This is a genomic window from Marinobacter sp. Hex_13 (assembly GCF_001566815.1).
GTDB classification, from domain to species: Bacteria; Pseudomonadota; Gammaproteobacteria; order Pseudomonadales; family Oleiphilaceae; genus Marinobacter; species Marinobacter salarius.
Genome location: NZ_LSMM01000024.1, coordinates 25,190 through 43,116 on the forward strand (window position 1 = coordinate 25,190; position 17,927 = coordinate 43,116).

11 protein-coding genes are annotated in these 17,927 nt (G+C 55.4%); 5 read left to right on the top strand and 6 right to left on the bottom strand.

Annotated features, from left to right (window positions below; translation table 11 throughout):
• Window positions 1–11 precede the first annotated feature (11 nt).
• Together AXW11_RS05310 and AXW11_RS05315 are read left to right on the top strand one after the other, a co-directional pair.
• A complete protein-coding gene (locus AXW11_RS05310) occupies window positions 12–3,119 on the top strand; it encodes an efflux RND transporter permease subunit (RefSeq protein ID WP_036208660.1) in 3,108 nt (1,035 codons plus the stop codon).
• 17 nt (window positions 3,120–3,136) lie between these two features.
• Complete coding sequence (locus tag AXW11_RS05315; RefSeq protein ID WP_036208664.1) at window positions 3,137–3,481, top strand: P-II family nitrogen regulator; 345 nt, start codon at window positions 3,137–3,139, stop codon at window positions 3,479–3,481.
• A 50-nt stretch (window positions 3,482–3,531) separates the two neighbouring features.
• On the opposite strand, the gene AXW11_RS05320 is transcribed toward AXW11_RS05315, so the two are convergent.
• Window positions 3,532–4,263, bottom strand: a complete 732-nt coding sequence (locus AXW11_RS05320; RefSeq protein ID WP_041333833.1) for a hypothetical protein — start codon at window positions 4,261–4,263, stop codon at window positions 3,532–3,534.
• Window positions 4,264–4,619: 356 nt separating this feature from the next.
• Here AXW11_RS05320 and AXW11_RS05325 point away from each other — a divergent pair, with 356 nt between their 5' ends.
• From AXW11_RS05325 to AXW11_RS05335, 3 genes are read left to right on the top strand one after another with little or no spacing between them, the layout of a single operon-like run.
• The gene (locus tag AXW11_RS05325; RefSeq protein WP_256713494.1) at window positions 4,620–5,759 is read left to right on the top strand and encodes a TolC family protein; all 1,140 of its coding nucleotides are present in this window, start codon (window positions 4,620–4,622) and stop codon (window positions 5,757–5,759) included.
• A gap of 21 nt (window positions 5,760–5,780) precedes the next feature.
• Window positions 5,781–7,028, top strand: coding sequence for an efflux RND transporter periplasmic adaptor subunit (locus AXW11_RS05330; RefSeq protein WP_075194348.1), 1,248 nt, complete (start codon window positions 5,781–5,783; stop codon window positions 7,026–7,028).
• Window positions 7,029–7,042: 14 nt separating this feature from the next.
• Window positions 7,043–10,240 carry an efflux RND transporter permease subunit gene (locus AXW11_RS05335; protein ID WP_075194349.1) on the top strand — a complete coding sequence of 1,066 codons (3,198 nt, stop codon included), beginning with the start codon at window positions 7,043–7,045 and terminating at the stop codon, window positions 10,238–10,240.
• A 128-nt stretch (window positions 10,241–10,368) separates the two neighbouring features.
• Here the strand turns inward: AXW11_RS05335 and AXW11_RS05340 are convergent, their stop codons facing one another.
• The 5 genes from AXW11_RS05340 to AXW11_RS05360 all read right to left on the bottom strand — a co-directional run bounded on the left by AXW11_RS05340 (window position 10,369) and on the right by AXW11_RS05360 (window position 17,696).
• Window positions 10,369–11,691, bottom strand: coding sequence for a sensor histidine kinase (locus tag AXW11_RS05340; protein ID WP_075194350.1), 1,323 nt, complete (start codon window positions 11,689–11,691; stop codon window positions 10,369–10,371).
• 29 nt (window positions 11,692–11,720) lie between these two features.
• Window positions 11,721–12,392, bottom strand: a complete 672-nt coding sequence (locus tag AXW11_RS05345; protein ID WP_036208683.1) for a response regulator transcription factor — start codon at window positions 12,390–12,392, stop codon at window positions 11,721–11,723.
• Window positions 12,393–12,660: 268 nt separating this feature from the next.
• Window positions 12,661–14,802: a TonB-dependent receptor family protein gene (locus AXW11_RS05350; protein WP_075194351.1), complete on the bottom strand. Its 2,142-nt coding sequence runs from the start codon at window positions 14,800–14,802 to the stop codon at window positions 12,661–12,663.
• Between the two features lie 243 nt (window positions 14,803–15,045).
• The gene (locus tag AXW11_RS05355) at window positions 15,046–15,819 is read right to left on the bottom strand and encodes a copper resistance protein B (RefSeq protein WP_218618562.1); all 774 of its coding nucleotides are present in this window, start codon (window positions 15,817–15,819) and stop codon (window positions 15,046–15,048) included.
• 11 nt (window positions 15,820–15,830) lie between these two features.
• Window positions 15,831–17,696, bottom strand: coding sequence for a copper resistance system multicopper oxidase (locus AXW11_RS05360; RefSeq protein ID WP_143071176.1), 1,866 nt, complete (start codon window positions 17,694–17,696; stop codon window positions 15,831–15,833).
• Window positions 17,697–17,927: the final 231 nt, after the last annotated feature.

Genomic DNA, 17,927 nt, shown 5'->3' on the forward strand with positions numbered 1-17,927 from the left:
CCGGGGGGAGCATGATCAACGCAATTGTGAATTATGCGCTGAACAATCGTCTGATGACGCTTGTTTTTGCTATCGCCGTGATCGTTGCCGGCGTATTTTCATTTCAAAAACTGCCGGTGGATGCGTTTCCGGACGCGACGCCGACCATGGTTCAGGTGTTTACCACCAGTCCTGGTCTGTCGCCGGTTGATATCGAAACGCTGATTTCCTATCCCGTTGAGATCAGCATGTATGGAATTCCCAAGCTGGAAAAAGTGCAGAGCACGTCGATTTTCGGGTTGTCGCGGGTGACCATCTATTTCGAAGATGGCACCGATATCTACTTCGCCAGGCGGCTGGTAAACGAACGGCTTTCCGAGGCCAAGCGCCAGATTCCCGAAGGGATGGGGCAGCCGGAACTCGGGCCCATAGCGAGCGGTCTTGGGCGCATCCTGATGTATTCCCTGGAAGCTGAGGATAAGGATCAATACAGCCTGCAGGAAATCCGCACGATCCAGGACTGGATTGTCAAGCCCCAGCTCAGAACCGTTCCGGGTGTAACCGGTGTGCTGTCCATCGGCGGCGAGGTAAAACAGTATCAGGTCAATATCGATGCGCAGAAGCTTCAGGCAAGGAACCTGACAGTGTCTGACGTTCGCGGCGCCCTCACCCAGAATAATCGAAACGTCGGCGCCTCTTTCATTACGCGAGGAGGTGAAGAGTATATAGTTCGCGGGTACGGTTGGGTTAATTCAGGTACCGAGGGCATCGAGGACATCCAGAACATCATTGTGTCCAAGAGCGAGGGAGAGTCTCCTATCTATGTCAGGGATGTGGCAGAGGTTAGCCTTGGACCGGCGATCCGCCGCGGCGCGGAGGTGTCCTCGGGCGAGGAGTCCGTGGGCGGCTACGTGATGAAGCTGATCGGAACCAACACCAGTCAGGTACTCGAGGACGTCAACGCAAAAATCGATGATCTGAACAAGTCACTTCCCGAAGGGCTGAAAATAGAAGCTTATTACTCCCAGGCGGAGTTGGTGGGCAAGGCCATAGGCACTGTCGAGAAAGCGTTACTTGAGGGCTCGGTTCTGGTGCTGGTGTTCCTCTATCTGTTCCTCGGAAATATTCGTTCCACACTGATCGTGGTGGCGACGTTGCCGTTGTCTGTGCTTTTCGCATTCATTGCGATGCGGATTTCGGGCCTGTCCGCCAATCTGATGAGTCTGGGGGGGCTGGCTATCGGCATCGGTATGATGGTGGACGGCGCCGTTGTGATGATAGAGAACATCTTCCGACATCTGGAAGAACGATCAGAGGAAAAGGTCAGTGTTCTGAGGCTTGTAGGTGAATCTGCCCGGGAAGTGGCTCGTCCGATTGTGTTTGCCATTGGCATCATTATTATCGTTTTTCTGCCGCTGTTTACGCTGCAGGGCGTTGAGGGCAAGCTGTTTTCGCCCATGGCCTACACCATCAGTTTTGCGTTGATCGGTGCGCTGTTACTCGCGTTGACGTTGGTGCCGGTTCTGGCCTCGCTGTCATTCAAGATGGGTGGACAACACAAAGAGCCGAAGCTGGTTCTGTTCCTGAACCGGCTATACAAGCCGGTGGTGAATACTGTCGTCAAAGCCCCTAAAATTGTGATGGGCGTGGCCGTCATTGCCTTTGCCGGCAGTCTCCTGCTGTTTCCCTATCTCGGGAGCGAGTTCGTGCCCACGCTCAGGGAAGGCACGTTCCAGATTCGCTCGACACTGCCTCCTGGAGCCAGTCTTGAATCCGCCATCAAGTATGGCAAACGGATTCAGTCCGTTGTCGATGAATTTCCAGAGGTCACCGGCACCTATGCCAGGATCGGTCGTGCCGAGGTGGGCGGTGATCCTGAACCCGTGAACGTTGTCGCGACGCTCGTCAATCTGAAGCCTCTGGATCAGTGGCGAGAAGATGTGAGCTATGAGGACCTTCAGAGCCGGATTGCGGAGTCTTTGGATGAGCGGGTTCCCGGGCTTGCCAACAATCTGTCACAACCGATTCAGCTCAGAACCGACGAACTCCTCTCAGGCGTTCAGGCGCAACTGGTTGCCAGCATTTTCGGCGACGACCTCGACGAGTTGGGCCGGATCGGCAAGGAAGTGGCGGCCCTGGCGAATGATGTGCCGGGGGCAACGGATGTGCGCGCTCAGCAGAGCGCAGGTAAAAAACAGATCGTTATTCGCCCCGACCGTGAAGTGCTGGCGCAGTTTGGCATCAGCATTGATAACCTGATGAGTACGGTCGAAACCGGGATTGGCGGTAAAGGCGCGGGGCTGGTCTTCGACGGTGTCCGGCGATTTGAGATCTTCGCCCGGCTGCAAGAGTCCTATCGCGGGTCCATCGATGAAATCAGAAAGCTTCCCCTCCGGGGTAATAGTGGCGAGCTCATCCCGCTTTCACGGGTGGCCGATGTTGAAATGTACGCTGGCCCCAAGAAAATTTCGCGCTCCAATGCCAGTCGGCGACAGTACGTGCAGATGAACGTACGTGGTCGCGATATGGGCGGTGTTGTTCAGGATTTGCGCAAGCGGATCGAGGAGCAAGTGGACATGCCGCCGGGGTATTTCGTGGAGTTCGGCGGTCAGTTTGAGAACCAGGAAAGGGCCATGGCGCGGCTGGCGATCGTTGTGCCCATTACCCTGGCGCTTATTTTCCTGCTTCTCTTTTCGGCATTCAGTAGTCTTCGCTATGCGGCGCTGATCTTCATGAATGTGCCCTTTGCGGTTACTGGTGGCATTGTCGCGCTGTTTGTGACGGGGCTTTACCTCTCTGTGCCCGCTGCCGTGGGATTCATCGCGGTGTTCGGCGTAGCCGTACTGAACGGTGTGGTGATGGTGAGCTACATCAATCAGTTGCGGGACGAAGGCTACGAAGTCATTGAAGCAGTCAAGTTGGGTGCTCAACGCCGTTTGCGGCCGGTTCTGATGACCGCCTCTGTGGCTATTCTGGGGCTGATTCCCCTGCTGCTGGCCGATGGCATTGGCTCTAATGTCCAACGGCCACTGGCAACGGTTGTGGTTGGCGGTCTGATCACGTCAACGTTGCTGACGTTGGTAGTGTTGCCCAGCGTGTATCAGTGGTTTGCATCCGAACGTCGTGACGTTGAAGTCTGATAGGCAGGAGAAGGCTTATGTATGAAATAAAGGCTTATGTCAGAGAGGTTATGGCAGAGCATGTGGTTGATGCTCTGGCCAGAGTCAAGGGCGTGACAAGCATTGCTGTCGTGCCTCTCAGCGAATTTGGTCATCTGGTCGGCGATGAGTCGCCTCTGGAGAAAGTGAAGATGGTCAAGCTGGAAGTAGACGTAGCGACCGATGATGTCGCTGGTGAAGTTGTGGAACTCATTGTCAGAACGGGCAGAACCCAGGATGGGCACCCGGGTGACGGCAAGGTACTTGTATCCCGCCTGGTTCGGGCTGTTCGTATCGAGGACGGCGAAACCGGTGAGAGTGCACTGGAGCCTGCTTCAAGCTAGTGCTCTGGAAACTGGATGGCGGTTCTGCGGCTTTTGGTTGCGGGCCGCCATCACAGTTCTATCTCCAGTTCCCAGCGATAGATCATATCGTCTGAGTCCGTAGTGAGGCCAAATGCAACGCCCGCCTGGAGTTCCAGAATACTGGAACCCATTCTGAACTCAGCCAGGATGGCAGGTCCCATCAAATGGTTGTTTTCGGCCCCGTAATACTCCAGCCCTGGCTGAAACGTGTCAGACTTCGTGTAGGCGAACTGTAATGAGCCAGTGGGCTCAAGCTGCTCGTCGTCTTCGCCAAATGAGCGGCTAACCAGAAGGTTCGTCAGGATGCTGTAATGCGCGTATAGCTGTCTCTCGTAAAGTGACCCAAGGGTCACTCCACCGGCTTTTTGGCCATGTTCTTTTGACAGTTCAATGAACAAGCCCGCAGCGCTCTCAGTGTCTTGAAAAAAGTTTCCAATCAGTTCGATTTCGTATTCCTCAAGTGAATACGCTCGCCCCGGTCTCTTGATTGCGTTGAAGTTAAGTTCGGCGCTCAGGCGTTCAGATAGCCCGTAACCCACCTCCCACTGATCGGCACGAAGGTTGTCAATTTCGCTCCCCTCACTGTCCAGAAACGCCCCAACCACTCCGATTTCGAGATCCCCCGCAGTTACCCGGGGGGAGTAAATTTCATCGACTGCGAGCTCTGATTTGACCGTGAGGGGCCATAACAGAACCAGGAAAGCCAGTTTGAGTTTGAATCCGTGGCGCGGTGCGCCTGCGTTATTCGTTGCTCGAGACATAGATCACCTTGAAGAAGTGACGGAAAGTAAGGGGCATCGAATGACAGGCTATTGATCTGAGCGCTACAGAAACATAAGTCTTTGGTACTCATTTTGTCCGTCAAAAGGACAGTCCGGGAATGCTGGTGGAGTTGGAGGGCGGTTTCTTTTGTGGATGACGCTTCGAATTCAAGTTCATTTCAACCTTTTCACTTACTATCCTGGCCTGTTCCTACCTTGTCATGGACGCCTCGCGCCCATGAATTGTGGCTATTTACCCCTTCGGGAGAAAGTCGATGAAGGCAAGCAAGCACTCGCCCAGGGCGTTGCTGTGTTCAGTACTATTGTCCATTCCTCTGTTCGGTCAAGCGGAGACTGTGAATTGGACAAATTGGCTCACTGGCCAGATAAGCAAACATCCGGATGTTATGGCGGCGACAGAGCAGGCGGCAGCCCGGAATCAGGATGCTGAGGCAAGCGAACAACCGCTGTATAACCCGGAGCTGTCTGTTGGAGCAGACAGAACGGGCAGTGAAAACAACTTTGAGGCAGGGCTGTCACAAACGATCGATTGGTCTGATCAACAGGGTGCGCTAAAGGACAAGGCAAAGCTGATCAGGCTTTCCGCTGAAGCTGATTTGAACGAAGCGGTTTTGGCACAAACGTCCGAGTCGCTGTTTGCGCTTGTCGAGTGGCGCGCGGCGACGCGTGCCGAAGAAATTGCGGAATCCCAGCAACACCGTCTGGATGCCTTGCTGGAGCAGGTTGAGCAACGCCAGCAGGCGGGCGACCTGGGTCGTACCGATGCAGAGCTGCTTTTTTTAAGCCTTTCTCAGCAGCTCAGTGAACTCGCCCAGGCAAAGGCTGCGGTTGATCAGGCGCAAGCCCGGGTCAGAGAGCTTCTGCCGGATTGGCGGCCTCAGGATGGGGGGATCCCCGGGCACATTTGGCCGGCTCTTGCTTCCAGGGTCGATAACGACAATTTGCTGGCTCATCCGTCAATTGTTGCCGCCCGCGCGAGGTGGCAGGTGCTGCGGAGCGAAGCCGAGGTGGTCAGTCGCAGAGCGACGGCATCTCCCACGGTCGGGCTGAGCGGAGGGCGTGATGGCGGTGAGAACCTGGTTGGCCTGACGTTCTCGATCCCTCTGAATGTCCGTAATAACTACGGTGCCGAAATCCAGGCTGCCAACCGACGATCATTAGAGGCCGAAGCTCGGTTTCAGGCACTTTATCGGAAGCAGCAGTATGGTCTGGCGGGCGCCCGAGCTGCCTGGAAGCGATACGACACCCAACTCAGCCGATGGACAGAACTCTCCCAGGGGCGTGTACAGCGAAGTGCTGATTTGCTTGAGAAGCAGTGGCAGGTCGGCGACCTCTCCACCTCTGAGTATCTCCAGGCGCTGGGCCAGCGCGCGGAGAGCCTGAAAACCGGTATTGAACTGGAAAAGCAGGCGCAGCTGGGTCTGATTGAGCTCTTGAGTCAGTCTGGCGAACTGATCACCCCCTTCCAAAAATAGTCTGGAAACTGGATATTCATTATGAAAAAAACTCTGATTTCTGTATTCGCATTGACGTTGCTTACAGCCCCACTTTCTTTTGTACAGGCAGAGGAAGATGCTCATCAGGAAGCCGGCCATGATCATGCTGCCAGTGGCGACGATCGTCAGGAAGTCACCGGTGAGGAGGGCGAGCATAAGGAAGATCATGGTGAAGAAGGTGAGCATGAAGAGGAAGGGGGGCACGGCCACGAAGACGAGAACGGTGGCCATGAAGAAGCGGCCACCGCAAGCATCAACGCCAAACAGAAAGATCTGGCCGGCATTGAAGTGGCAACGCTCGAAAGCCGGCTCGTTGACTATGAAATTTACGCGCCCGGTGAGCTGCTAACCAATGGTTATACCAGCTATCACGTGTCCCCCCGGGTTGCCTCAGTGGTGCTGCGGCGTCACGTGGAACTGGGTGAGCACGTAACCAAAGGCCAGCTGCTGGTAACCCTGTTCAGTGAGACAGTGGCACAGGCGCAGGCGGATTACAGGAAAGCTTTTCCTGAATGGAAGCGAATCAGCGGGCTGGGTCGTTCCGTGGTTGGCGATCAGCGGTTCAATACCGCGAAAGCCAATATTGAGGCGGCAAGCGCGACTCTGCTTGCTTACGGGCTAAACGATGATGACATTGGTGCACTGAAGGCCAGTGGCGTGGGTAGCCTCGGTGAATACATGCTAAGGGCTCGCGTGGATGGCGCAGTGCTGACCGATGACTTTGAGCAAGGACAAAGAGTTGAGGCTGGCCAGCCGCTGGTGACTCTTGCTGACGAGAGTGAACTTTGGGTAGAAGCCCATCTGCCAGCAAGCTCCGACATTGTTCTTGAGAAGGGCGCGGAAGCCGAAGTCAGGGCAGCTGGTCGTGTGGCCCTGGCAACGGTGTCCCAGGAAGCCCACACCATTGATCCTGTGACCCGCACCCGGATTGTCAGGCTGGAGCTGGACAATCCTGAAGATCGTTTTCATCCAGGAATGTTCGCAGATGTGTATTTTCGTTTTAAGACCAGCGAGCCGGTGCTTGCCGTGCCGGAGACTGCATTGATGCGTGGCGCGGACGGTGACTGGACGGTCTATGTGGAAGAGGCCGAAGGCGAGTATGAACCCGTGGAAGTGGAGCTGGGTCGCTCAATTGGTGGGCTCCGTGAGGTTTCCGGCCTGGCTGCGGGCCAACGAGTCGTTTTGCGGGGCGCATTTTTTGTGGCCTCTGAGATTGCCAAAGGCGGCTTTGATCCGCACAACCACTGATTCCGGGAGCCATTATGTTCAACCGAGTAGTCGACTGGGCGGTTCAGAACCGCCTATTGGTTCTTATTGCACTCGCTGTGCTTATCGCCACGGCCGCATTTCAGATCCCAAAACTGAATCTTGATGCTTTCCCTGACGTTACAAACGTCCAGGTCGCTGTTAATACTGAGGCGCCCGGACTAGCGGCTGAGGAAGTCGAACAACTGATCACCTATCCAATCGAAGCGGTAATGTATGCCTTGCCCGATGTCGAGGAGGTTCGGTCCATCTCCAAAACCGGGTTGTCCGGTGTCACCGTGGTCTTTAAAGAGGGCACGGATATCTATTTCGCGCGCCAGTTGGTGTTCGAACGGTTACAGGCCGCGCGGGAGCTGATTCCGGATGGCGTCGGGGTGCCTGGAATGGGCCCGAATACGTCCGGTCTCGGCCAGGTCTACCAGTACCTGCTGATAGCGGACCCGGATTCGGGGTACGACGCAATGGAATTGCGCAGCTTGCACGACTGGCTGGTCAAGCTGTTGCTGATACCGGCTGAAGGGGTTACGGAAATCCTGTCGTTTGGCGGAGAGGTTCGCCAGTACCAGGTGAATCTGAATCCGGCTCGGATGCTGTCCTATGACCTATCACAGAATGACGTCATGGAAGCCCTGGAGAACAACAACTCCAATGTCGGTGGTTGGTACATGGGCCGCGGGCAGGAGCAACTGGTTATCCGTGGTATGGGCTGGTTGGGCAGTGGCGAGGAGGGCCTGGAGCAGATCCGACAAGTACCCGTGAAAACCAGTGATGGCATCACGGTGACCGTGAGCGACGTCGCTCAGGTGGCGTTGGGCACTGAGATTCGCCAGGGTGCGGTGACCATGACCCGGAAGGATGAAGCCGGTCAGGTTGAACAACTGGGTGAAGTGGTTTCTGGCATTGTACTCAAACGAATGGGGGCCAACACAAAAGCCACCATCGACGGCATCGAGGCCCGCATTGATCGCATAAATCAGGCGCTTCCGAGTGGGGTTCGTTTTGAGCCCTATTACAACCAGGCGGATCTGGTGACCAAGGCCGTAGAGACGGTGACCAATGCGCTTTTGTTGGCTTTTGTGTTTATTGCGATTGTGCTTGCCCTGTTCCTGATGAATCTGCGGGCAACAACGCTGGTGCTGCTTTCAATACCGATTTCCATCGGTATTGCACTGATGATCATGGCCTGGTTCGGTCTCTCGGCCAACCTGATGTCTCTGGGCGGTATTGCTGTGGCAATTGGCATGCTGGTGGATGGCTCTGTTGTCATGGTTGAGAACATGTTCAAGCATCTGACCCATCCCGATGCTGAGCATGACGCCCACCGGAATGAGTTGGCTGAAGGCGACCCCGATCCGCTGGATGCATCGCACGATGATCGTGGCATTGCACTTCGACTGCAGGAAGCGGGCCGGGAAGTGGCGCGGCCGATCTTTTTCGCGACGGCGATTATCCTGGTCGTTTTCATGCCTCTGTTCAGCTTTGAAGGTGTGGAAGCCAAGCTTTTCCAGCCAATGGCGATCAGCATCATGCTGGCCATTGTGTCCGCTGTGATCGTCGCTCTGGTGGTTGTACCCGCGCTGGCGTCATACATGTTCCGTAAGGGTATCCGGGAGCGGGAAAGCTTCATTCTAAAACCCCTGGAAAAGCTCTATCGCATGGGGCTTGCCTGGTCACTGAAGCATAGCCGCGTGGTTGTTGGCGCGTCGGCTGTTCTTGTTGTGCTGGCGGCGCTGATTGTGCCACGACTCGGTACTGAGTTCGTGCCTGAACTGGAAGAGGGAACGATCAACCTCCGGGTGACTCTGGCTCCCTCATCAAGCCTCGATACGGCGCTTGAAGTGGCGCCAAAACTGGAGGCCATGCTGATGGAGTTTCCAGAGGTGACTTACGCTCTGTCCCGGGCGGGGCGGGCGGAAATAGGCGGCGATCCGGAGCCCGTGAACAACATCGAGATCTATATCGGCCTTAAGCCAACAGCCGAGTGGACCAGCGCCAGTAATCGCTATGCATTGCAGGCCCTGTTTGAGGAGAAGCTCGAACAGCACCCGGGGCTACTGTTTAACTTTTCTCAGCCTATCGCGACCCGGGTTGATGAATTGTTGTCAGGTGTTCGTGCGCAGTTGGCCATCAAACTTTTTGGCCCGGATCTCGACGTACTGGCGGAGAAAGGTCAGCAGATTGAAGCGGCGGTCCGAACAGTTCAGGGAACACGGGATGTGGCCATGGAGCAGATTGCCGGTGAAGCGCAGTTGGCGGTTCAGCCTGATCGTCAGGCACTCTCCCGGTACGGACTCGCCGTGTCTGATGTGATGAGCGTCGTCCGGGACGGACTGGGTGGTGCCGCTGCGGGCCAGATCATCAGCGGCAACGAGCGGTATGATATCTATGTGCGTTTGGCCAAACGTTTCCGGGAAGACCGGGATGCTATTGCCGATCTCAGGTTACAGGCGCCGTCCGGAGCCTGGGTGAGACTTGGTGATGTGGCCGATGTGTCTATTGAGTCTGGCCCGCCCCAGGTGCGCCGCGACGACGTTCAGCGCCGTGTGGTCATTCAGTCCAATGTGCAGGGTCGTGACATGGGCAGTGTGGTTGCCGATATTCAGGATACCATCGCGTCAGACGTGAACCTTCCCCCCGGATATTCGGTGGATATTGGTGGTCAGTTCGAAAACCAGCAGCGAGCTCAGAAGCGATTGACCATTGTGGTTCCTGTATCTCTGGGCCTGATCGCGCTGTTGCTGTACTTTGCTTTCAGTTCGGTCGGTCAAGCATTGTTGATTCTGGTCAACGTGCCGCTTGCCGTTATTGGTGGCGTCTTTTCACTCTGGATCTCCGGTCAGTATCTTTCAGTGCCCAGTTCCGTTGGATTTATCACACTGTTTGGTGTGGCTGTGCTGAACGGGGTCGTTATGGTCGAAAGCATCAATCAGCGAATACAGGATGGGTTGAACGTGGATACCGCGGTGTTTGAAGGTGCCGTCTCCCGTTTGCGTCCTGTCTTGATGACAGCAATAACCTCGGCGCTTGGTTTGATACCGATGCTGTTGTCGACGGGCGTGGGTGCGGAAATCCAGAAGCCACTGGCCAGCGTGATTGTTGGTGGCCTTATCACCGCAACTTTCCTGACACTCTTTGTTTTGCCGGTTCTGTTCGGTCGCTTTTCGAGAGCCAAGGTGGGTGATATTCAGCGGTAGAACATAGGGAAGGCCGCAGGGAGTCTGTAAGTGGATGAGTTCATGTTGTCCGGTGAGCTCGTTCACGGGCAACCTCCGGAGCAGAGCCGAGAGCCTGAAGGCCGGATGTGTCATGATGAGTGGTCTCGCTAGTCCGGAAACGGCAGTAAAATCATAATCCTGGCTCCTCCGTTTTTCGAGGATCCGATTTCCAGGTGTCCGAGGTTGTCTTCGACAATCTCGGACACGATGGACAATCCGAGCCCAAATCCGGCGACCGTTTCATCCAGCCTGGTGCCCCTGTCCATGACAGTGGCTGCCGCCTCGGGAGAAATTCCGGGGCCATCGTCCGTTACTTCTATGGAGAGTCCTGATGACGTGCGGACGATTGTAACGTCGACGGTTGTCTGGCACCACTTTCCACCATTTTCGAGTAAATTGCCAAGCAGCTCTGAAAGATCCTGCCGCTCCATTGGCCAACTGAAGTTTTCGGGTAAGGTGGTGTGGAGGCGGAAAACCGTATCAGGGAATATTTTTTCCATGACGGTGATGACACTTGCCGTGATTTCAACCGGCATGCACGTTCGTCCCATCTGTCTGCCTGATATGTCTGCCTTGCTCATCCGGTAGTTCAGGGATTTGTCAAGCTCCCGCAAGTTAGAGGTCATAAACACAATATCCTCCCGGGACGGAGGCAAGGTGTCGATGTCCGACAAAATGGCAAGATTGGCAGAGATAGAGGTTTTGACCAGGTGAGAGAGATCAGAATTCAGGCGGCGGTGGCGGTCCAGACGCCGGTTTGACAGCTCAAGCAAATCATTGAGCTGGCGGATCAGCGGACGAAACTCTTCCGGTACGTGAGGGTTCAGACGACTTTGTTTCCCGGATTGGAGCCGTCTCAGATCCTCTTTTATCTTACTGATGGGCTTTAACGTCAGATGTGTGGTGGTTCCAATCAGAGCCAGCAGTATCGCGAGAAGAACGGCCGAGGCGCCGAGCAATGTCAGGTGGGCCTTCAGCGGTCGTTCAGAGAGCGCCCCCTCGGTTTCAAGAACGCTGATTGAGGCCAGTTTTTCACTGGCGGAGAAAATGCGTTTGAGCCCGAAAAGCGTGTTCGCACCCTGCGCTATGTGGATGAAACCCTCGGGCTTCTCTGCAGCGCCCTGCAGTTGGCTCTGGTCAAAGTTCGGGCTCGCCAGGACGCTTCCGCTAGCCGTTTCGATGACGATGGCATGCCCCAGAAGCATTTCAAACTGATTGATCATGTTGCTGAGGTCGTCGGTTGTGGGGGATTCAGCCTCAATGATTGCCTGAAAGTTTCCCAGCTCTTTGTTCAGGTGTTGCTTCCTGGACTCGTCCGATAGTTGCTTTATCACGTAGGTGTGTGAAAAGAATATCAGAGTAAAATATACGAGGCTGAAAACAGCACCATACTGAATGGCTGTTCTGCGGATACTTTTCGGAGCAGACATATTTTAACCTGGTTGGTTCACTCGGGCGTTCAGCGGTTAGGATCTTTTTCGAAGTAGTAGCCCTGGCCACGCAATGTTTTTATTTTATTGACCCCTATTATTTTTCTAAGCCGGGTTATGTAAACCTGAACGACATTTCTGGTGGGGCATCTTTCTATGTTGTAGAGGGATTCAACCAGTTCGTCCTGGGAAAACACTCGGTCCGGTGAACGGAGGAAACACTGTAAAAGGCGGAATTCCGTAGCTGTCAGTCTGAACTCTTTCTGGTCGGGCGTGGTAAACGTTCGGTAGGTGGCGTTGAGACTGAATCCGTCAACACTGATCTGGTCTGTCGTTCTGCCGTCCTTTCTTCGGATAATCGCACTGAGCCGGGCTTTCAGTTCATCAAACTCAAACGGTTTGGGAAGGTAATCATCAGCTCCCGCATTCAACCCTTCTACTCTCTCAGTCCAGTTGGAGCGTGCGGTCAGAATAAGGATGGCCTCTTTTTTCCCGTTTTTTCTCCATCTTTGCATTAAAGAAAGTCCATTTTCATCGGGCAGTCCGATATCGAGAATAACGGCCTGGTAGGAGCTTGTTTCAATCAACGAGTCCGCTTCTTTGCCGGTTTTGGCGATATCTACTGTGTAGTGCGCCTGCGCAAGCCAGTCCGATATTTTTTTGGCAAGTACAGCATTGTCTTCAACAATCAGAATTTTCATTTGTAAGCGCCGTTTTTCGTGGTGGGAAAGTTTCGCTCGTCCGCTATGGATTGTAACAGTAACGAAGGAATCAGGATCTGAAAAGCCGGTTATTAGCGTTGTCCAGGTTGGCTCTTCCGAGGTTGGCGACGCTGCGGTCCAGATCATCAATGGCGCGAAGTTCTCAGGCGAAGTGGCGCCTGAGTGTGAAAAAGGGATTATCGGAGTGCCCCAAAAATCCGGCTCCCGAGGAGTGGAAGCCGGATTTTCAGCAACCTCCGTTCACTCATCAGAAATTGACACTTACCCCCAGTGAGGCAGTGCGAGGCAGGTTTGCCATGGCACCATCAGGCAAGCGTGAAACAATTTGCTGCTCATCGAACAGATTGTCCACTTTCAGGAAGACATCGGCACTGGCGGTCAGTGCGTAGCGGCTGATGAAATCGACCAGGACCAGGGACTCGGTCTCGTCCAGTTTCGTCGCGGTGTTGTTGCATCCCGCGCTGACGCACATCTCATCGACGTAGGTGGCCACAAGGTAGTTGTCCCAGCCACTCGGGTGCTCCATGCCTGTGCGGAAGCTCATCTGGTTTTCAGGTACGTCCTTGAGCTGCTCACCTTTTCTCAGGCCAGAGGCGGCATTGTCCTTGCTGATCTCCGCCTGGGTAAAGGTGTAGGTAAGGCTGACCGGAAGGTAGAAATCGCCCGCCCGGGTGCCGGTCTGGAGCTGGAATTCCGCACCGGCAATTTCAGCCTCGCCGGTTATAAAGCTGCCAGAGGTGGCGCCATTGCTGCACGGCGAGCCCACGGAGCAGTTTTCGGCCTTGTTGGAAAAGTCGCTGTAGAAGCCGATCACTTCCGCGAAGAACGCATTGCCAAAGTAGCGGACGCCAGCTTCCCAGTTCTTGCTGGTTTCCGGTTCTTCGTTTGCCCTGGCACCACCCCCGAGAGGGGAGAAACCTCGGTGCACGCCGCCCAGAACCTGCCAGCTTTGGGTCAGGTCGTAGGTAAAGGAAGCGCCGGGCAGGAGTTCAGCGCTGTCATTGGCGCGGGTGCTGTCGATGGTTGTGCGGCCGGGATCCGCGTATTGGGTGCGACTGGTCTGCACATCCTCGTAGCGCAGGGCCAGATTAATGCTGAGCTTGTCCGTCGCCTGCCATTTGTCGAGTGCCCAGAAGCTCAGGGCTTCGCCGGTCTCGAAGCGGTTGTTGCTGCCCGTTGGGGCCACGCTGTTCTGGAACACCAGGGAGCCATTGACCTGGTCGTACACATCCACCGGCTGGAAGCGATCCATTTCATCTTCGTGGGCGCGGGCGCCGAAGTCGAATTCGTGGTTGCCAATGGTTACATCGAAGTTTGTCTGCACGCCCTGGGAGACGTACTCCCTGGCGTTGTTCTTGTAATTCAGGCCGCTGGTGTCAACGGTACCGTCGAGAATACCCTGGGCATTGGCGTCTCCGGCGTTTGCCGCGTCGATGATGTTTCCGCCGCCACTGAGCTTGTACCAGTTGCGCTTAAAATCGTTGCGGTAGAGAGTCGTGGTGCTGCTGACATTGTCGCTCCACTCAAACTGATGAGTCAGGCTGACACCGGAGTGGGTGTTATCCATCTGGTCGGGACTGGACAGCCCGTAGCGCCGGTTGGGATCCTGGCTGAAGTCCGCATCGGTCAGGCCGAGGTAACTGGAGTTGGAGGTTTCTTCGGAGTATTGCAGCTTGGCGGTCACGCTCTGGCGATCTCCCTGCCAGCGTAGCTTGCCGACATAATCACTGATGTCGAAGCCACTGTTGCGGTTACTTCGGTCAATGTCCTTGAAGCCTTGCGCTGAGCGCTGGACCGTTTCAAACAGGTAACCCCAGTCACCGTTCGTGTCGCCATAGGTTGCATGAACGTCGGTGGAGCCGCGCTCGTTGGTGACGGCTTCGACGTAGCCCTTCTGCTCGTCGGGAATGGGTGTGGAGATCAGGTTGATCACACCGCCGGTGGTTTGCGGGCCATAGCGCAGCAGCGGCGCACCCTTGAGTACTTCCAGCGAGGACATGCGCTTCAGCGTCGGGAAATAATAGGCGGCCGGATTGGAGTAGGGTGCCGGCGCGGTCAGTACGCCATCTTCCATCAGTGTGACATTGCTGCTGCGCTCGGCGGTGGCACCGCGAATGCCAATGTTAGGGCGCAGGCCCTGACCTTCCTCTTCCCGTACATACACGCCCGGGACGGTTTTCAATACCTGGCTGATGTCGGCCTCAACCTCGGTTTTCAACTGCTGATCGCCAACTACATAGCCTGACCCCGGCAGAGTTTGGGCTGCAGACGCATCGCCAATGATTTCCATAGGTTCAAGCATCTGGGGCTGGTCATCGCCGGCGGCCCAGCTCATGCCCGGGGCAAGGCTGATCGCCATAGCCAGTGATAGTTGGGAAGGTTTAAACATGTGTTTCTCCGCAATCATTCGTATTTGAAGATATAAATAGCAATGATTTACAATTGCAAATGAGAATTTACGGATTGTTCATGATTAAGTCAATAATTAGTGTTAATGACCGGGAAAAGTGTCAACAGGCTAAAAAGGTTGAATTTCTGTTAAACGGGCGATCCGAAGGTCAGTTCGGGTTGGGAGGAGGGTATCAGCTGGCCCGCACCCCGGGGCCAGCTTTTTCTATAGGGCTTTATGGTGTTAAAACCACCACCGGACGCCTGCCACGAAGCTGGAGGATTCGACGTCTTCTCCCTCGCGCTCACGAAGGTCCTTTGTATTGCCGAGAAAGCGGGTGTAAGAAACACCCACGTAGGGTGCAAACTCCCTCGAAAAGTGGTATCTCAGGCGGAGCCCCAGGCCCACATTGTTGATGCCACTACCGACGCCCCATTCCTCGACATCGCTGAAGGCGACGAGCGTTTCGCCGCGGCCCTGCAAAATGAGCCTTTGGGTCAGCAGCCAGTCGTACTCGGCTTCAAGATCGTATGACACGTCACCGTCGTCGGTCACTCTGAAGTTGGTGTCTACCTCAAACCAGTACGGGGCAAGTCCCTGCAATCCAACGATGGCAGAATAGCGTTCCTTATTAGGGCTGGGGCCAAACGTTGTCTGGGCACCCAATCCTGTCTGTATATCCCAGAAGCGATCGAAGCGATAGCTGTACTGCACATCAAAATTTTCGATGTCGCCGCTTTCGCTGGATAGATCGGTCTCACCTTCCGTTTCGACCCAGAGCCGATTGCGATCTTTGCCAATCCATCCCTGGGCATCCCACAGGGCCATTTCGTTGTTGCCGTCACGCTGGTATTCCAGCCGGTCAAACAGAACCTGGCCAAACACCTGGTTGTCGTGTATTGGCAGTGTCCAGTCCGGTTCGGCCTGAACGCCAGTACCAGCGGCGCCGGCTCCCGAGGCAATCGTGAGGGCTGAGGCGCCCACAATCCACTTGATGCGATTCATCATAATGCTCATCCCCTATCCCGTTAAACGACCGACACGACACGAAACATGCCTGCGTCCATGTGGTACAGCAGGTGGCAATGGAAAGCCCAGTCACCCGGTGCATCCGCCGTAATCAGCGCGGATACACGCTCGCCGGGTTTTACGGAAATCGTGTGTTTGCGTGGACGATACTCACCCGCACCGGTTTCCAGTTCCATCCACATGCCATGCAGGTGAATGGGGTGATCCATCATTGAGTCGTTGACGAGGATCAATCGCAGGCGCTCGCCATGGTAGAACTTGACCGGGCCATCGACTTCAGAGAACTTTTTGCCGTCGAACGACCACATGTAACGTTCCATATTGCCGGTAAGGTGCAGTTCCACTTCGCGTTCGGCCGGGCGCTTGTCAGGCCAGCCATCAATGCTCTGCAGCTGGGAATAAGTCAGCACCCGATGATTGGCTGTTTCAAAGCCCACACCGGGGTCATCCAGGCGTGACTGCGGGCTGGAAGCCACCATGGCCGCCCCGGGACCGTGATTGTCAGGGCCATGGGATATCGGCCGACCCGCCGTCGGGACCTCATTCATCGTTGCTTTGTCCGAGCTCATCTTGTTCATTCCCGATTCGGCGCCATCCATCATCATTTTGCCATGGGCTTTGTCGTTGCTGCCCGACATCATCGCCATCTTGCCACCCATGTCCATGCCGCTGTCCATGTTCATATCGCCGTCCTTGCCCATGGCGCCCATGCTCATCGCGCCCATGCCCATGGCGGCCATACCGCGCTCGGTTCGCGGATACATGGGCGGCACTGGCGCCTCTATTCCCTTGCGGGTGGCCAACGTTCCGCGCACATACCCCGACCGATCCTGTGACTGGGCAAACACGGTATGGGCCGTGTCGGTTGGCTGTACGATCACGTCGTAGGTTTCCGCCACGCCAATGCGAAATTCATCCGTTTCTACGGGCTGCACTGGCTGGCCGTCAGCGGAAATAACCGTCATCGGGAGTCCCGGGATACGGACATCGAAGAAGGTCATCGCCGAGGCGTTGATGAATCTCAGGCGAATTTTCTCGCCGGGACGGAACAGCCCGGTCCAGTTGCCGGCGGACGGCGACCCGTTCATCAGGTAGGTATATTCAGAACCGGTTACATCCAGGATATCCCGGGGACTCATTCGCATTCTGCCCCACATGCCGGCTTTGCTCCACGCGGCATCCCAGCCCATGGTTTCGACATCCTTGAAGAAGTCGCCAACGGTGCGCTGGTTGTAGTTGTAGTAGCCCTCCGCCACTTTCAGATTGCGGAACACGTCGTCGGGAGAATCAAAGGTCCAGTCGGAGAGGACCACAACGTATTCGCGATCATAGGCCACCGATTCCGGCTCGGCAGGATCAATGATAATCGGCCCATAATGGCCCAGCTGTTCCTGAAGGCCAGAGTGGCTGTGGTACCAGTAGGTGCCGTGCTGTTCGACCGGAAAACGGTACTCAAACGTTTCGCCGGGCATGATGCCGGGAAAGCTGACGCCAGGAACGCCGTCCATCTGGTACGGCAGAATCAGACCATGCCAGTGAATGGATGTTGCCTCCGGTAGCGTATTGGTGACACGCAAGATTGCCTCGCGCCCCTGTTTGAGGCGCACCAGAGGCGCTGGCAGAGTGCCGTTGATGGTGATGGGCTGTTCCGAGACTCTGCCCCCTATCTTGAGAGGTGTTCTCGCGACGGTCAGGTCGTAGATGTCAGCGCCATTACGCACAGTGTGGTGAGCGTTAGAGTTGTCGAGTTTGCCTCTTGCAAACGCAGGCAAAAGGCTGTCGTAGCCGGCAAGAAAACCCATTGCAGCCGCGCTTTGGATAAGTCGCCTTCTGGACAGTCCCATACCCTGATTTTTCAAGCTCATGCTTTGCTCCTGTCTTTGCTGGCTTAACTGAAAAACGGAGAGCTCAAATCATTAGGTTAACAGTTCGTTCATTGGATCATATGCAAGCTCTTGCGTTTCACACCTAATGGTATGTTAGGCGAAGTTGCTGAAACGAAACTGAATACGCTTTTCAGCATTGATGTCGTCATTTGTAGTCTTGAATGAAAGCCGGCGTCTGTTTAGCGTAGCCCGATTGTTTAGCGACGATAG

What these genes read in the sequence shown, in the direction of transcription:
- AXW11_RS05350 (WP_075194351.1), bottom strand. Translation starts at nt 14,802, where the DNA reads ATGTTTAAACCTTCCCAACTATCACTGGCTATGGCGATCAGCCTTGCC.
- AXW11_RS05355 (WP_218618562.1), bottom strand. Translation starts at nt 15,819, where the DNA reads ATGAGCATTATGATGAATCGCATCAAGTGGATTGTGGGCGCCTCAGCC.
- AXW11_RS05310 (WP_036208660.1), top strand. Translation starts at nt 12, where the DNA reads ATGATCAACGCAATTGTGAATTATGCGCTGAACAATCGTCTGATGACG.
- AXW11_RS05340 (WP_075194350.1), bottom strand. Translation starts at nt 11,691, where the DNA reads ATGTCTGCTCCGAAAAGTATCCGCAGAACAGCCATTCAGTATGGTGCT.
- AXW11_RS05360 (WP_143071176.1), bottom strand. Translation starts at nt 17,696, where the DNA reads ATGAGCTTGAAAAATCAGGGTATGGGACTGTCCAGAAGGCGACTTATC.
- AXW11_RS05320 (WP_041333833.1), bottom strand. Translation starts at nt 4,263, where the DNA reads ATGTCTCGAGCAACGAATAACGCAGGCGCACCGCGCCACGGATTCAAA.
- AXW11_RS05330 (WP_075194348.1), top strand. Translation starts at nt 5,781, where the DNA reads ATGAAAAAAACTCTGATTTCTGTATTCGCATTGACGTTGCTTACAGCC.
- AXW11_RS05315 (WP_036208664.1), top strand. Translation starts at nt 3,137, where the DNA reads ATGTATGAAATAAAGGCTTATGTCAGAGAGGTTATGGCAGAGCATGTG.
- AXW11_RS05335 (WP_075194349.1), top strand. Translation starts at nt 7,043, where the DNA reads ATGTTCAACCGAGTAGTCGACTGGGCGGTTCAGAACCGCCTATTGGTT.
- AXW11_RS05345 (WP_036208683.1), bottom strand. Translation starts at nt 12,392, where the DNA reads ATGAAAATTCTGATTGTTGAAGACAATGCTGTACTTGCCAAAAAAATA.